The sequence below is a fragment of the Latilactobacillus sakei subsp. sakei DSM 20017 = JCM 1157 genome, from assembly GCF_002370355.1.
Taxonomy (GTDB): Bacteria; Bacillota; Bacilli; order Lactobacillales; family Lactobacillaceae; genus Latilactobacillus; species Latilactobacillus sakei.
This window is the reverse complement of record NZ_AP017929.1, coordinates 1,166,709-1,181,402: the sequence shown is the minus strand read 5'-3', so window position 1 is coordinate 1,181,402 and position 14,694 is coordinate 1,166,709. Positions and strand designations below refer to the sequence as shown.

15 protein-coding genes are annotated in these 14,694 nt (G+C 41.5%); 4 read left to right on the top strand and 11 right to left on the bottom strand.

The window, feature by feature from the left end; genetic code table 11:
• Positions 1-43: 43 nt before the first annotated feature.
• From LEUCM_RS05935 to LEUCM_RS05920, 4 genes are all read right to left on the bottom strand, one after another.
• Positions 44-1,834: an ABC transporter ATP-binding protein gene (locus LEUCM_RS05935; RefSeq protein ID WP_025016407.1), complete on the bottom strand. Its 1,791-nt coding sequence runs from the start codon at positions 1,832-1,834 to the stop codon at positions 44-46.
• Position 1,835: 1 nt separating this feature from the next.
• The gene (locus tag LEUCM_RS05930) at positions 1,836-3,581 is read right to left on the bottom strand and encodes an ABC transporter ATP-binding protein (RefSeq protein ID WP_025016406.1); all 1,746 of its coding nucleotides are present in this window, start codon (positions 3,579-3,581) and stop codon (positions 1,836-1,838) included.
• 141 nt (positions 3,582-3,722) lie between these two features.
• Positions 3,723-3,953, bottom strand: coding sequence for a YneF family protein (locus LEUCM_RS05925; protein WP_011374970.1), 231 nt, complete (start codon positions 3,951-3,953; stop codon positions 3,723-3,725).
• 80 nt (positions 3,954-4,033) lie between these two features.
• Positions 4,034-4,276, bottom strand: a complete 243-nt coding sequence (locus tag LEUCM_RS05920; protein WP_025016405.1) for a DUF896 domain-containing protein — start codon at positions 4,274-4,276, stop codon at positions 4,034-4,036.
• A gap of 134 nt (positions 4,277-4,410) precedes the next feature.
• Here LEUCM_RS05920 and lexA point away from each other — a divergent pair, with 134 nt between their 5' ends.
• Positions 4,411-5,025: a transcriptional repressor LexA gene (lexA, locus tag LEUCM_RS05915; protein ID WP_011374972.1), complete on the top strand. Its 615-nt coding sequence runs from the start codon at positions 4,411-4,413 to the stop codon at positions 5,023-5,025.
• A 134-nt stretch (positions 5,026-5,159) separates the two neighbouring features.
• Here the strand turns inward: lexA and LEUCM_RS05910 are convergent, their stop codons facing one another.
• Positions 5,160-5,678, bottom strand: coding sequence for an adenine phosphoribosyltransferase (locus tag LEUCM_RS05910; protein WP_011374973.1), 519 nt, complete (start codon positions 5,676-5,678; stop codon positions 5,160-5,162).
• A gap of 23 nt (positions 5,679-5,701) precedes the next feature.
• Complete coding sequence (gene recJ / locus LEUCM_RS05905; RefSeq protein WP_025016402.1) at positions 5,702-8,014, bottom strand: single-stranded-DNA-specific exonuclease RecJ; 2,313 nt, start codon at positions 8,012-8,014, stop codon at positions 5,702-5,704.
• A gap of 144 nt (positions 8,015-8,158) precedes the next feature.
• Between recJ and galE the strand changes: the two genes are divergently transcribed.
• The 3 genes from galE to LEUCM_RS05890 all read left to right on the top strand — a co-directional run bounded on the left by galE (position 8,159) and on the right by LEUCM_RS05890 (position 9,945).
• Positions 8,159-9,151 (top strand): UDP-glucose 4-epimerase GalE, encoded by a 993-nt coding sequence (galE, locus tag LEUCM_RS05900; protein ID WP_011374975.1) that lies wholly within the window; start codon positions 8,159-8,161, stop codon positions 9,149-9,151.
• An 85-nt stretch (positions 9,152-9,236) separates the two neighbouring features.
• Positions 9,237-9,602: a DUF1304 domain-containing protein gene (locus LEUCM_RS05895; RefSeq protein WP_025016401.1), complete on the top strand. Its 366-nt coding sequence runs from the start codon at positions 9,237-9,239 to the stop codon at positions 9,600-9,602.
• Between the two features lie 16 nt (positions 9,603-9,618).
• Positions 9,619-9,945, top strand: a complete 327-nt coding sequence (locus LEUCM_RS05890; protein WP_016265359.1) for a heavy metal-binding domain-containing protein — start codon at positions 9,619-9,621, stop codon at positions 9,943-9,945.
• 50 nt (positions 9,946-9,995) lie between these two features.
• On the opposite strand, the gene LEUCM_RS05885 is transcribed toward LEUCM_RS05890, so the two are convergent.
• The 5 genes from LEUCM_RS05885 to LEUCM_RS05865 form a co-directional block, all read right to left on the bottom strand.
• Positions 9,996-11,831 (bottom strand): WxL domain-containing protein, encoded by a 1,836-nt coding sequence (locus LEUCM_RS05885; protein WP_056936422.1) that lies wholly within the window; start codon positions 11,829-11,831, stop codon positions 9,996-9,998.
• On the bottom strand, positions 11,821-12,216 hold the full coding sequence (locus tag LEUCM_RS05880; protein ID WP_025016398.1) for an LPXTG cell wall anchor domain-containing protein: 396 nt from the start codon (positions 12,214-12,216) through the stop codon (positions 11,821-11,823). Before LEUCM_RS05880 ends, LEUCM_RS05885 begins: the two co-directional genes overlap by 11 nt.
• A complete protein-coding gene (locus LEUCM_RS05875; RefSeq protein ID WP_051524302.1) occupies positions 12,206-13,249 on the bottom strand; it encodes a WxLIP family cell surface protein in 1,044 nt (347 codons plus the stop codon). The genes LEUCM_RS05880 and LEUCM_RS05875 overlap by 11 nt, the downstream gene beginning before the upstream one ends.
• Before the next feature lie 120 nt (positions 13,250-13,369).
• A complete protein-coding gene (locus tag LEUCM_RS05870; RefSeq protein ID WP_025016396.1) occupies positions 13,370-13,981 on the bottom strand; it encodes a WxL domain-containing protein in 612 nt (203 codons plus the stop codon).
• Between the two features lie 146 nt (positions 13,982-14,127).
• Positions 14,128-14,637, bottom strand: coding sequence for a DinB family protein (locus LEUCM_RS05865; RefSeq protein WP_025016395.1), 510 nt, complete (start codon positions 14,635-14,637; stop codon positions 14,128-14,130).
• Between the last annotated feature and the right edge of the window lie 57 nt (positions 14,638-14,694).

Below are 14,694 nucleotides of genomic sequence, written 5' to 3'. Positions count from 1 at the left end.
TCATCATTCGCCACTCTCTGTTAATCCTCAGGATATAACCGACTTATAGCCCACTCTGTCCATTTTGTAATTGATACATTTCATAATAGCGGCCCTTTTGTGCAACCAAGCTATCGTGATTGCCCCGTTCGACAATTTGACCTTGATCCAAGACGAGAATTAATTCTGCGTCACGAATTGTTGATAACCGATGGGCAATCGCAATACTAGTCCGTCCCTGTCGCAAGCGAGCGAGACCGGTTTGAATTACTGATTCCGTTTCGGTATCAATGTTGGCAGTCGCTTCATCTAAGACCAGAATCTTCGGATTGGTCACTAATGTTCTGGCAAATGAGAGTAATTGTCGTTGGCCACTCGAAAATTGTGCGCCACCTTCAATCACTCGTGCATGGTATTGGCCTGGTAATTCCTTAATAAATTCATCCGCTTGAACAAATTCAGCAGCGGCTTGAATCTGTTCATCCGTAATTTCATCGTTAAACAAGCGAATATTAGAAGCAATATCCCCGTAAAACATGAACGCATCTTGTAAAACCAAGCCCATTTTACGCCGTAGTTCTGCTGTTTGAAAGCTGCGGATATCTTGACCGTCAATTAAAATTTCGCCTTCATAAAATTCATAAAAGCGCATCATGACGTTGATAATCGAACTTTTACCAGAACCGGTATGGCCCACTAGTGCAACCGTTTGGCCCGGTTCAACGACAAACGAAATATCATGGAGAATTTCATGCTTGCCATCATATGAAAACGACACGTGTTTGAACTCAACGCGGCCATCGGTAATTTGACTAGCAGCATCTGCATCTTGGGCTGGTGCAAATTCCGTTTGATCCAGAATTCTAAAAATACGACGCCCGGCAACCATCCCATCTTGTAATGAGGATAATGAATCCATCATATTGGTCATCGGATTGAAAAAGTTGCTAACGTACGTCGTAAAGGCATAAACCAATCCAGCCGCAACAAAACTATGCAACGCTGTAAGCCCGAATAAAGTTAAAACAACCACTAATGCCAGTGTATACAGCAAGTTAACGACCGGTGCTAACAATAAAGAATTAGTCCGAATCATTGCTTCTCTTGTTTTAAGATAATCTTCGTTAACCGATTCAAATTCGGCTGTGAGTCGTTTTTCTTGGCGGAACTGTTGAATAATTGTAATCCCTTCAATCGATTCGTTCAACTTAGTGTTCAATTGACTCAACTTTTCACGCATATGCCGATAAACCTTGGCACTATAACTGCTGTAATACCAAATAATGACTAATAAAATTGGTAAAAAACCAGCCGTTGCTAGTGCAATCTTCGGTGATAATAACCACATCGCAATGAACGCGGAGATAATTGAAAATGAACCCACTAATAATGATAGGAACACATTCCAATAATCAATTAACGTCATCGTATCATTGGTAACTCGCGAAACAATTGATCCAGCAGGTGTTTGATCAAAATAACGCATGCCCAAACGATGCAACTGACGAAAAAGATCACGGCGCACATCTTCCATCGCGCGTTCTGATCCCATTCCAAAGAGGAAAGATTGGGCAAACTGCGTGATAGCTTTCAAAATAACCCCTAAGGCATATAACCCAGCAACCCCTAGCAAAATTTGAGTTGTCGCTGTTTGTTTCGTTAAGTAACGATCCATAAAAACTTGTAATAAGCGCGGCAACAAAATGTTAATCGTTGCTAAGCCCGCTGCTGCGATGATTGCGCCGATAAATTGTTTCTTATAGCGCTTGGTATAACCAAAAAGTCGTTTCATAATTTGAAACTGTTCTTTAGTCGATATCTTTTGTGACCATTCAGATTGATACTTTTGTGCCATCCTATTGGCCCCCCATCGCTTGATTTAATTGTTGTTTAACCCACATTTCAGCATACCACCCTTGTTGGGCTAATAAGCTGTCGTGCGTGCCACGTTCGGCAATCGTTCCGTCATCCATAACAATAATCTCATCAGCGTGCATTACACTACTGAGTCGATTAGCGGTAATAATTGTCGTTTGATTTGCCCGTAGCGTCTTAAGATTCATTAAAATTGCTTCTTCAGTCTTCGCATCGACCGCGGACAATGAATCATCTAAAATTAAAATTTCAGGATCAGTCATTATTGCCCGGGAAATAGCAATTCGCTGTTTCTGTCCACCTGATAATGACACGCCACGTTCACCAACAACTGTGTCGTAACCTTGTGCAAACGTTAAAATATCTTCATGAACCGCACCAGAACTAGCCGCTGCTTCAACGGCCTCTTGTTCCTTTTCAAAATCCGCGAACCGAATATTATCGCGAACATCCGTTGAAAACAAAAAGTTGTCCTGTGGCACATAGCCAATACTATCGAGTAATGCATCTAATGTGTAATCCCGAATATCGTGCTGGTTAATCTTAATTTGGCCCTGATATTGATCATATTCTCGTAACAGCAACTTGATCAAAGTACTTTTACCAGAACCAACCTTCCCGACAATTCCCAGTGTCTTTCCTTGTGGCAGTTGGAAATGCACATTCGTTAAAGTTGGTGTTTGTTCTTCAGGATAGGAAAATTGTTGAATGGCATAGTCGATATCACCAGTTGCCAACGTTTGAATGGCATCTGGCTTTTCAATAATCGTGCTGGTTTCTTTTAATAATGATTCAACCCGATCATAACTGGCATTGCCACGTTCAAGCACATTGAATAAACGACCAATCGCAAACATTGGCCAAACTAAGGCTGCGATATAACTGATAAAAGCAATCAATTGGCCAATTGTAATACTGTGGTTCATGACCAACGTTCCACCATAAATAATTGTAACGAGGTACGTTAGCCCGATAATTAAACTAATCGCTGGATCAAATAAACCATCGATAAAGTTGACGCGCTTGTTAATCGCAATTGTCTTCGTCACAATTTGGTCGAAATCATCGATATCCGCTTCTTCTTGACCAAACGTTTTTAAAACTTTGATCCCAGAAACACTCTCTTGCGTCTTATCATTTAATTTCGAAAAGGCTGCTTGTGATTCTCTAAAAGCGGTATGCAAATGCGTCCCTAAGCGTCCTGAAGCCACTGCTAATAATGGCATTGGAATCAAGGCCATTAATGTTAGCCGCCAATCGACAAAAATAATCATCGCGATGATGGTCGTCCCACCCGTAATAATCGAATCCGCAAACGTTAAAATACCGGCGCCCGCCACTTGTTGAATCGCGGTTAAATCATTGGTCGCATGGGCCATCAAATCGCCAGTCCGGTGTTTCTGGAAGAAAGTTGTGTCCATCTTCATAAAATGCCAGAACAAACGACTCCGCAATGTCCGTTCTAACTTGGCTGCGCCACCCCAGATACGAGTCCGCCAACCATAGCGAAAGAGATATTGTAAAATCGCGGCTGCTAATAAGACCCCAATCCACATTAATAAGACCGATGCCTTCAACTTTCGGGCAGCCATTAAATCAATTAACGTCCCAATCACTTTTGGTGGCACGATTTGCACAATTGCAACTAGGACTAAAAAAATAACCCCTAATATATAGCGGCGATATTCTTGTTTAAAATACCAGCCTAACTTCTTAAATATACCCATAAAATATCTCCGTCTTCAAAATTAGATAATCCTCATTATAGCAATCTTAGTTCAGTGGGACAATTATTTCTCTTCCAATAAAAAGAGGGTTCCATACAAAAATAAGTTTTTGTACGAAACGCCTCTTTAATTAAGTCATGTTTATTTTTTGCTACGTTTTTGTTGTGCTTTCATTGAGCTCATCATCTGGTTTAATTTCTTTTCAGATGGTTTTTGCCCCATTTGCATCATCATAGCTTTCAACATATCTTCATTAACTGGTGGATTTTCTTCGAAATATTTCTTCATGTAAGCACGTGCGCCGAAAAAGCCAGCAACTGCACCTAATAATGCCCCAATGACAAAAATTAATACGCCTATTCCAATATTCATATCTTATGCACCCCTTCCTCATTCAGTTCACTTAAATATTCTACACATTATTGCACTAAAAAGAAAGCGGAATTCCTAGATTAATCGTCACGTAAACCCTTTTCACGTTGGATGTCCTTCACTTTTTCAGGTGTGACTTCCTTACCTTCTTTATCATAAACTTGTAGCATCTCAACTTGTGAACGGAAACTAGAACGGAAATCCTTCAAATAAGCGTCCCGTAGTTCTTGACGTTCCGCTGTTTCTTCGGGTGTTAACCCTTCTGCCTTTGCTTTATGTGCTAATTCATTGATACGATCGAGTCGTTTTTGATCCATTGCCATCATCGGCCTCCAAATTTAAACTTTTATCCTATTTTGGACTAAAATGCTCAAAATGTCAAAAAATACGAACACTTGTTTGAAATCCGCCTATAAATATGCTACTATATGCTTAATAGAACGAATGAGGTGCGCTTATGACTAAAACTGAATCCAAACAATTAGAGGTCTTACGTTTTATTCACGAACGTGTTCAAGACAAAGGTTACCCACCAACGGTCCGCGAGATTTGCGAAGCCGTTAATTTATCGTCCACTTCTACTGTCCATGGCCATTTAGCCCGACTTGAGAAGAAGGGCTTATTACAAAAGGATCCCACTAAGCCACGGGCGATCGAGTTAACGCCCGCTGGCCTAACGGCAATTGGGGCGACACCCCAGAAAATCCCAGTATTAGGGGTGGTTACTGCCGGTGTGCCTATCTTAGCAGTTGAAGAAGCAACTGATTACTTCCCGCTTCCACCTAGTTTGCAAACCGAACAAGATTTGTTCATGCTAACAATTCGTGGTGAAAGTATGATTAACGCCGGTATCTTAGATGGCGACGAAGTTATCATTCGCAAGCAATCAACCGCCGATAATGGCGATATTGTCATTGCGATGACTGCCGAAGATGAAGCAACCTGCAAACGGTTCTTCAAAGAAGCAGATCACTATCGTCTCCAACCAGAAAACGATACGTTTGAACCAATCATTTTAAATGAAGTCAGCATTCTAGGGAAGGTCGTTGGCCTTTACCGGGATCGCATGTAATAAAAAAAGAAGTTCGCTTAGGCGAACTTCTTTTTTTATCTGTTTCTCTTTAACGTGCTTTCATCAACTACTTTCTGCACTTTGCTATATCAGTCAAATGTTCAAAAGCAACCTGTTGATGGCGCACTTCTTTATTAGTATTCCATTAATTTGAAAATATCATAGTCCTTAATCTTTTCACGGCCGTTTAAGTCCTTCAATTCGATGAAGAAGGCTGTCCCAACAACGATACCACCTAGTTCTTCAACCATTTTGATTGTTGCGGCAATTGTGCCACCGGTTGCTAATAAGTCATCTGTTACTAAGACTTTTTGGCCTGGTTTAACCGCGTCTTTATGCATATATAATGTTGATTTACCATATTCTAAACCATAGCTAGCTGAAACTGTTTCGCGTGGCAACTTACCCTTCTTACGAGCAGGTGCAAAACCGACACCTAATTTGTAAGCAACCGGGCAGCCAACAATAAAGCCCCGGGCTTCAGGGCCAACGATCATTTCAACGCCTTTGTTCTTAGCGTATTCAACAATTTTATCCGTTGCTGCTGCGTATGCTTCACCATCGGACATCAAAGGTGAGATATCACGAAAAGTAACGCCAGCCTCCGGAAAATCCGGAACACTTGCGACATAATCTTTAAAGTTGATTGACATATATAATTCGCTCCTTAACTCTTTTAGCGATTTGCTACTGCTGGGAGAGTTGCTAGCCAGTCTTTCACCTCGGTAAAGGTTGAATAAACAAGCTGTTTTTCCATTTCAATTTTAGCTAATCGTTTTTGATAACTTGGTGCACTTTCCAGTGCATGCTTTTCAGGTTGTAACTCGGCCGTAATCAGACCACGTTCTATTCTAACAAATCCGAGGTCAAAAAACACCTGCAACATGAAAATCATTAACGGTAATTGTAATTTTAAATACGCTGCTAATTCTGCTAACCGCGCTTTTTCAATATTTGGATGTTTCCGCAAGTAAACTAAGAAAGTCGCAAACTGTTGTTTTGTCGGCATTCCTTCTAAATAAGCAGAGTGTTTAGCATAAAAAATCAAGCTTAATTTAGCGGCCTGTTGTTGTTGATAAAATTGTTCAAAAGCAGTTAAATCAGCTGGTTCATCAACTACAATTAGCTCTTGGCTAGTAGCAACTTGTTCATCGGTCGCTAACAGCGCCTGACTCCCTGCCGGTAAATAAGACTGCAGTTGCTCGCGCATTTTATCATTAAAAAAGACGTAGTCGCCTGTTGATTGGAATAATTGCTTCGTCAGACGATTGCTGCGTTGATCAAGTACGACTTGCCCACTTGTAGCAAGGTCTTTTACCATTAATTGCAACGTTGTCTGGCCACGCCAAGTATTCTCACTCAAACTCCCGACTAATTTCACATCTTCAGCGGCAGTTAAATCGGGCATCAAAGCCCCTTTATTGAAAGCTAAAACTGCTAATTGTTGTTGTTGATCGACCGCCATCATCTTCAAATGCTTCTGATCAGCACCGATTTGTTTGACATCGGCTAACTGGGGCGCGCTAAGTTCAATCAACGGTTCTGGATTATCACTGCCAAAAGGTGCCAGTTGTTGCAATGCTTGATATAAATCAGGCGTAATATCAGCTAGCGTCAGCGCCAAATCAACTGGTAATGGTTGGCGTCCTGTTAAATCTAACTGATTAACTTGCGCATACTCGTTCATTGCAGTTTGAATCAACGCTAATTGATCAACCTTAGCGGTCAAGCCAACTGCCATGTGATGGCCACCAAAATGAACCAATAATTCACGGTGTGCATCTAACGCTTTAAATAAATGGAAAGCTGTCACACTACGGCCAGAGCCTTTAGCTAAGCCAGTTTCCGGGTCAATCGTCAAGACTAAGGTTGGTTTACCGGTCTGTTCAACAACATGACTAGCCACAATCCCTAGAACCCCTTCATGCCAACCTTCGTGGGCAATAACTAAGGTGGCACTCGCTTGATTTTCCGGTGTTTCAGCAATTGTCATTGCCGTTGCCGTAATTTCTTGCACTAGCCCTTGGCGTTTTTTATTTTGTTGTTCAATAAATTGGGCCTGTTCAACCGCTTCTTCGTCATCAAGCGTCGTTAACAATTGCACACCAAGGGTCGCATCACCTAAACGACCAATTGCGTTTAAACGGGGACCAATCCCAAACCCAATGTTAGTGGCATCTAGTGTCGCTTGTTCTAAGCCAGCTGATTGACACAATGCGACCAAACCTGGTCGATCGGTATTTTGTAATTGTTGTAAGCCTAAACTAACCAACGTCCGGTTTTCATCGACTAAGGGGACGATATCACAAACCGTCCCGATTGCGGCTAAATCTAATTTATCGTAAGGAATCTCTTCTAATAAAGCAGTCGCCACTTTAAACGCCACACCGACCCCACAGAGTTCGCCAAAAGGATATTGCCCTTCTGGATGTCTGGGATGCACAATCGCCACTGCGTTGGGTAATTCTGATGGTAATTCATGGTGATCGGTCACGACCACGTCAACACCGTGTTCTTGCGCGTAAGCGATTGGTTCTAAGCCACTCACCCCGTTATCGACGGTCACAATTAATTGGGTGCCATTTTCAATCAAGCGTTTATAAGCTTCTAAATTAGGACCGTAGCCATCCTTAAAACGATTAGGCACATAGACTTCAACATCGGCACCTAAGTCGTCTAAAGTTTCCTTCATCAAAGTGGTACTTGTGATCCCGTCCGCGTCATAATCGCCATAAATCGTAATTTTTTCGCCGTTCACAATCGCTTCTTGAATTCGATCAATCGCCTTTTGCATATCATGCAAAGCGTATGGATCGTGAAGTTGACCGACATTGGGATTCATAAAATCATTGATCTGCTCTGCATCCCGCAAGCCACGTTGCCACAAAAGTTGGGCCGCAGCCTTAGGTAGCGGATTGTCTTTTGTAATTGTTTGTAATTCATCCTCAGTTGGTACTGGTTTTAATTGCCATTCATATTGTGCTTCCAAATTAATCCCTCACTACTTCCCAGTCATTAACTAAACCGTTATAGCAAAATTTAGCACTTTTCGCCCAACTTCGCCTTTTGTTTAATCCGATAGATGCTATACTATTAAGAGTACACCTGTATTCTCAACTTAGGGGGAAATTCCATGTCAATTCTAGTTTTAGGGGGCGCCGGTTACATCGGTTCCCACACCGTTGATCAATTAATCCAACGCGGCTATGACGTCGCTGTTGTCGATAGCTTGGTAACGGGTCATCAAGGCGCCATCAATCAAAAAGCCCGTTTTTATCAAGGTGATATCCGCGATAAAGACTTCATGCGGACCGTTTTCCAACAAGAAGACGTGACTGGTGTCATTCATTTTGCCGCCTTTTCAATCGTGCCTGAATCAATGCAAGCACCACTTAAATACTTCGATAACAATACTTACGGGATGACCGCCTTATTAGAAGTGATGAATGAATTCGATGTTAAACGCATCGTCTTTTCTTCAACTGCCGCTACTTATGGCGAACCTAAATCAATTCCCATCAAGGAATCAGATCCACAATTACCAACCAACCCTTATGGCGAAAGTAAATTAATGATGGAAACCATGATGAAATGGGCTGACAAAGCTTACGGCATCAAGTTTGTCGCATTACGTTACTTCAACGTAGTTGGCGCTAAGCCAGACGGTTCAATCGGTGAAGATCACCATCCTGAAACTCATCTCTTACCAATCGTCTTACAAGTTGCGGCTGGCAAACGTGATCAATTATCAATCTTCGGTGATGATTACGATACACCAGATGGGACGAACGTCCGTGATTACGTGCACGTTTTAGATTTAGCAGACGCCCACATCTTGGCCTTTGAATATCTTGCTGATGGTCATGACAGCAACGCCTTTAACTTGGGTTCATCAACTGGTTTTTCAAACATGGAAATCGTTGAAGCTGCTCGTAAAGTAACTGGCAAAGCGATTCCACTTGAAATGGCCCCTCGTCGTGCCGGCGATCCAAGTACCTTGATTGCTGCTAGTGACAAAGCTCGCGAAACACTCGGCTGGGCACCCAAATATGATAATATGGAAGCAATTATTGAAACCGCATGGAATTGGCATTTAAACCATCCTAACGGTTACGCTGATCGCTAAACTAAATTAAAGCAGTTCAAACCCTAATGACGGATTTGAACTGCTTTATTTGTTATAATAAAAATGGAACTTAAGGAGGTTCATCATGTCTTTATTCATCACAATTTTAACGAGTTTAATCGCCATCGAACATCTCGGCATTATGGGACTCGAAATGTTCGCTAACGATCAAACAAAAGCCAAGGCCTTCGATATGCCCCTGGATTTCGTTCGGTTGCCCAACACCAAAGTCGCCCTTGCTAATCAGGGAATTTATAATGGGATGCTTGGTGTCTTAATCATCGCCGTCAATTGTTTATTGACCGGTGCCGCTTTAAAAACCGTCTTAGCATTATTAATGTTATACATCTTCATCGTTGCCCTTTATGGCACTTTTACCGCAACGAAAAAGATTTTCTTCTTGCAAGGCTTACCAGCGCTGATCACATTGTTAATAATTTTAATCTTTTAAAAAAGGAGTTTTCATAATGACTAATCAAATTTTAATTACCACTACCGAAACAATTCCGGGCAAACAATACGAAGTGCTCGGTGAAGTTTTCGGCCTCACAACCCAATCTAAGAATGTTTTCAAAAATATCGGTGCCTCACTTAAAAACGTGGTTGGTGGCGAAATTAGAGCCTATACCGAAATGATGACCGAATCGCGCGATGTCGCAATCGACCGCTTGCGCCAAAATGCCATTGAGATGGGGGCTGATGCTGTTGTGATGATGCGCTTTGACTCTGGTTCAATTGGAACGGACATGCAATCAGTCGCTGCCTACGGGACAGCCGTTAAATATATCGACTAATTAAAAAGCCTCGTAATTGATTTAACAACCAATTACGAGACTTTTTTTAGTTATGCTGCTGGTACTTCAGGCTGCGTATTATTTAATGTCCAAGTGATATCACTAGAGAAATTTTCACCAGATTCAATTTGAAGATCTGGATTGGCAGCCATCAATAAGTTACCCGTTACTTGCCAAGCGTTTGATAACTTGGTAGATGCAATCGTTGTTTCACTATTATTATCAACCAATCCTAAATTAGCTCCTCCTGGTAGGCCACTCATATTAACCGTCGTTGTATTCAATCGATGACCAGCTTTAGATGCCATTTTAGTCATCTTTGCCGTTAGTTTCCAACCCGGATTAACTCTAGTATCGGTAATTTTTAACGTGTCACTAACTTCATATGGCTGATTCTGAGTGTTTGTTCCCTTATAAACATCTTTCGCTAAAACATTGCCAAATCTAAAGTTAGGCACTTGATCCAATGTTAACTTACCTAATGAGGGCTCAACTTGTAGTTCGGCCTTATTAGAGACAACGACGACCTTTTCTGCTTTCTTACTTGATTCTTCTTCAGAATCAACACTCGTCGTTAGTGTTAGCTGTGCTTGATACCGCTTACCGCTAGCAGTCGCAGCTGCGGCCTGTTTCATAAACTGGCTATCTTTAGCAAACGTTAACGGTTGTGCCGTATTTAAGTTAGCCAGATTATTAATATCACCGCTACTATTTGTCACGCCACTATTTGCTGGCAACTCAATCGTTTTACCAGTACTATCCATAAAACGCCATGCATAATGCCAAGCACTCGTTGCGCCGGTTGCTTTAACTAAATCACTCAAGCCGTCCACAGACCAACTACCACCGGCATCCATTGCCCGATTATAGGCTGGCAGACCACCAACATAAACATCCTTATTAGCCGCTACATTACCAGCTGCAATCTTAAAGTTAGCGGGAATTCCCGGTACATTAGGATCACGATTGACTTGATTGACGTAATAAGAATCTGGTACATATTGTTTGTCGCTACCCACTTCACCATTACCGGCCATTAAAGATGTTTTTCGACCATTACTTGGTGTAAATTTCAAGAGATCTTTAGCGTTGGCTGCTTGCCAAGTAATATCATCGGTCGAATCGACTGGATCAATAATCGCTCTAGCACCATAATCAACATCCGAATAGATGACTTTAGGTGTACCGTCAGCATTATCCGTATCGGCATTAATCGATTTAGCCGGTTTCGGTTCTGGCGTAATCCCCACTTTCGCTAAATCAGAATAGAAAGTCTTATTAAGGGGCCAGATACCATCTGAAAAACTAAATTGATAATAGTATGTCCCGACACCTAAGTTGCCCGACTTATTTAAAGCATAGTCATTAATATCTAAAAAGCCCAAAGAGCCCATGATCAAAGACAAACCGGTCTTTGCTTTAGGTTGCTTTTTATCTTCAACCCAGTTGTTCTGACTAGCATCCCAGTGCCAACGCCGAACAGTAATGTCTTTTCCTAACCCATTACCTAAGTTCGTTAGGATACTCATCCCTGAGAATTTAGCCTTATCAATATCTTGCAGCGCAAAATAATCTTCTTCTTGCGGCTGACGGCTAAACCCTCTTCTAAAAATTGTTAATAAAAAGCTCCATCCATCTTTTGAAGGTTTATCTGCATTACTAGGTGTGCCAACTGGTTCAGCACTGCGACTAGTTGGTGCTTGCTCACTCGTAGCTGGCTTTTTTGTATTGACATCGATTGATTCTGTTGATGTTTCTTCTTCAGTTTCACTCACACTGGTTGCTGACTCTGATTCAGCCGCCCAAGCGTAATCCGGCACATTAATCAAACTACCGCTGAGCATCATTGCCGCCAAACTCACGTAAATTAGGCGCTTAATTTGCATCGTAGTCCGCCTCCTTCGTATTAGATTGTTGGCGATGCCAGCCAAGTACCAATAGAATCATCGCACTACCGATTAAACTTAATAGTGTACTTTTTATAGCACCCGTTTGTGGTAAACGACCAGTGGCATTTTGGGAACCACTCGCTGTGTAATGAATTTCTTGACCATTTTCCGGTATTGTTGGCTGTGCAACACCACCATCCTGACCATGATTCCCGGGTGGCGTTGGTCTTTTTTGATCAATATGCACCGCAAAACTAGCGGTACTTTGTCCACTATCAATCCGATTAGCTCGTACTGGTTGCGCTACCGTTACCAATAAGAGTATCAGTAACAACAATCCCATCATTAAGCCTTCTTTACGTCCTGATAAACTACTCGTCATGTTCCCCTACACCCCTTTTTCGACCAATTAAATAGGCGACTAATGCTATCACTAATAATAATAAAATCCCTAGAGAACCCCATAACCACCGATTTATCCCTGGTTTTTCTGGATCAATTAGCGTTTTGTTAACTTGTTCCCGTGTCGCACCATCAACCGTAAAATGTTGTTTTAAATTAAAGGTTTTCTTACCCGATACCATTTTGACATGATAGGTATAGTGACCTTTGGGCAAAATTTTATTATTCGTCTCAATTGCATAGTTAAATGTTGAACGCGGTGCCATTGATAATTTTTCCGCGTTCTTCTGATATATTTTTTTAGTTTGATTCTTTTTGGTAATCCAAGCATGCATCTTAATTTGACCAAACATTGTCGGTTCATGATTAGCGATTTGACCAACAACTTGCGGCACCCCACTGGATGAATCCATCTTAGTCTTCGTTAAGGTTAATCGAGGTGTGATTTTCTGATCAAAATCCTGTGTCACAACGATTGGAACAGTCATCGCAAAACTATTTTTAATGCCGAACCCCTTCTTTTGTGGTTCGTTATTCGACGTTCGTTTCACATAAACACTACCAAGAATCGTTCCTTTAAAACCATTTTGGGGTATTTTAACGTTAAAAGTCACTTTTTTTGAAGCACCTGGCGCTAATGTTAAACTTTGTTTGCGGGCCTCTTTTGAGACCAAATCAGGTAACAATGGCGCTTTTGTTTTGACCATTTTTTGATGCGTCGGTGTATAGTCAATACTGCCGCTATTTGACGTTGAGGCGGCTACAAGCTGTGCATTGAAATCATTTGTTTTCTTCGTATTTAAATTTTGCACGTTGACGGTAATTGGATATGTTTGCCCCTTTTCGGCTTTAATTGCGAAATAACCCAAACTAGCATCCGTTTGTCCTAACCCATATTCAGGTGTTACGGTAAATTCAGCACCTTCAGCATGCACCGCTTGCGCAAAACTACCAATCCCCACCAATAAACACATTAAACCTAACATTGTGATTAATACTTTCTTTTTAAACAACTTCGTAGCCTCCTATAAAAATAAGGGGTGGACAAATCACTTTGCCTGCCCCTTATCCAACACATCATTCACTTGATTGACGATGACGATCACTAGCGCCAATGACTCATTATTTCTAGATTAAGCTTCTGGTGCAACTGGGGCTGTTGATGATAAGTTCCAGTTAATTGTTGTTGAGAAAGCTTCATCTTTTGCTAAATCAGCAGCTGGGTTAGCTGCCATTGTCAATTTACTATCGGCAGCTGCCATATTGAATGTATCAACACCATGGGCACCATTACCTTTAACAACTTCAACAGCACTTGCATCATCTTTAATAGCAGTTGCTAAATCTTCACCTAATGAACCAGTAGAAGCTAAGTTCAACGTTGAACCATTTAATTGGTTATCTTTATCGGCAAATTGACCCATATTAGCTGTTAATGTCCAGTCTGATGCACCTAAACGTGTATCAGATACTTCTAAAGTACCGTCTGCTTGTGCTTTTTTACCATTAAACCCAGCATAAATATCACTAGCTTCAATTGTACCGAAGTTAAAACTTGGTACTGATTTTAAAACCAAAGTACCGTTTTCAGGATCCGTTGGGTTAGTTGGATCTTTAGCAACAACCGTAAAGTCTGCTTTTGATGTTTGTGGTGTTACCGCATCAGCTGATGCTGAACCGATTGTCATTGCGGCTGGTGCCACCAATGCTGCTACTGCTACTACTGAGAATAATTTAGTCTTCATAAGATAATTCCTCCAAATATTAATAATTAATTACATTCAATATAGTAGCACGTAATCTATCTTCTAAATGACAAAAAAGGGATACCAAATGGTATCCCTTTTTTGTTGATTTATCTTTTTTTGAAACTCATCTATGATTTTGCAGTTTATTTGGCAATCACCAATCTTCTTGTGTACACCGCTTGACCTGAATGCATCACAGCATCATCAATAACCGAAACTAACCGCGCACCGCGTGTCACTGCCGGCGTCCAATTATCATCAATCACTTCCTCTAAGCTTTCTAGAGAAACATCTTGGAGATAAGCTTGTGTTAACTTAACAGCTTCTGACAAGTAATCGATTAGAAGTTGGCGATCAGAGACGACTACCTTGGCCGCCTCTTCGGGGCTATGCTGCCAATCTTGCGTATCATCTGGTAACGCTAACCCAAAACGGCCTGTCCAATTAGCACTGAGCCACAATGGTGTTTGCCCTTTTAAATCTGAAATCTGATAGTCTAATTCCCGTGCCGTATGCCAAATGAGCCATGTTACTGATTTGATAAGCGGATTAGGCATCGTATTAGCCTCCTCCAGTGTCATCTGTTCTAAAGCTTCTAACAGACGTTCTTGGGCGCGAGCCACCGTTTCAATCGATAATTGCATTGCTTCCATCATAGTTTCCTCCAAATTCACTAAGCTGTGGTCATTATAGCATGCCTGCTCCAGCAA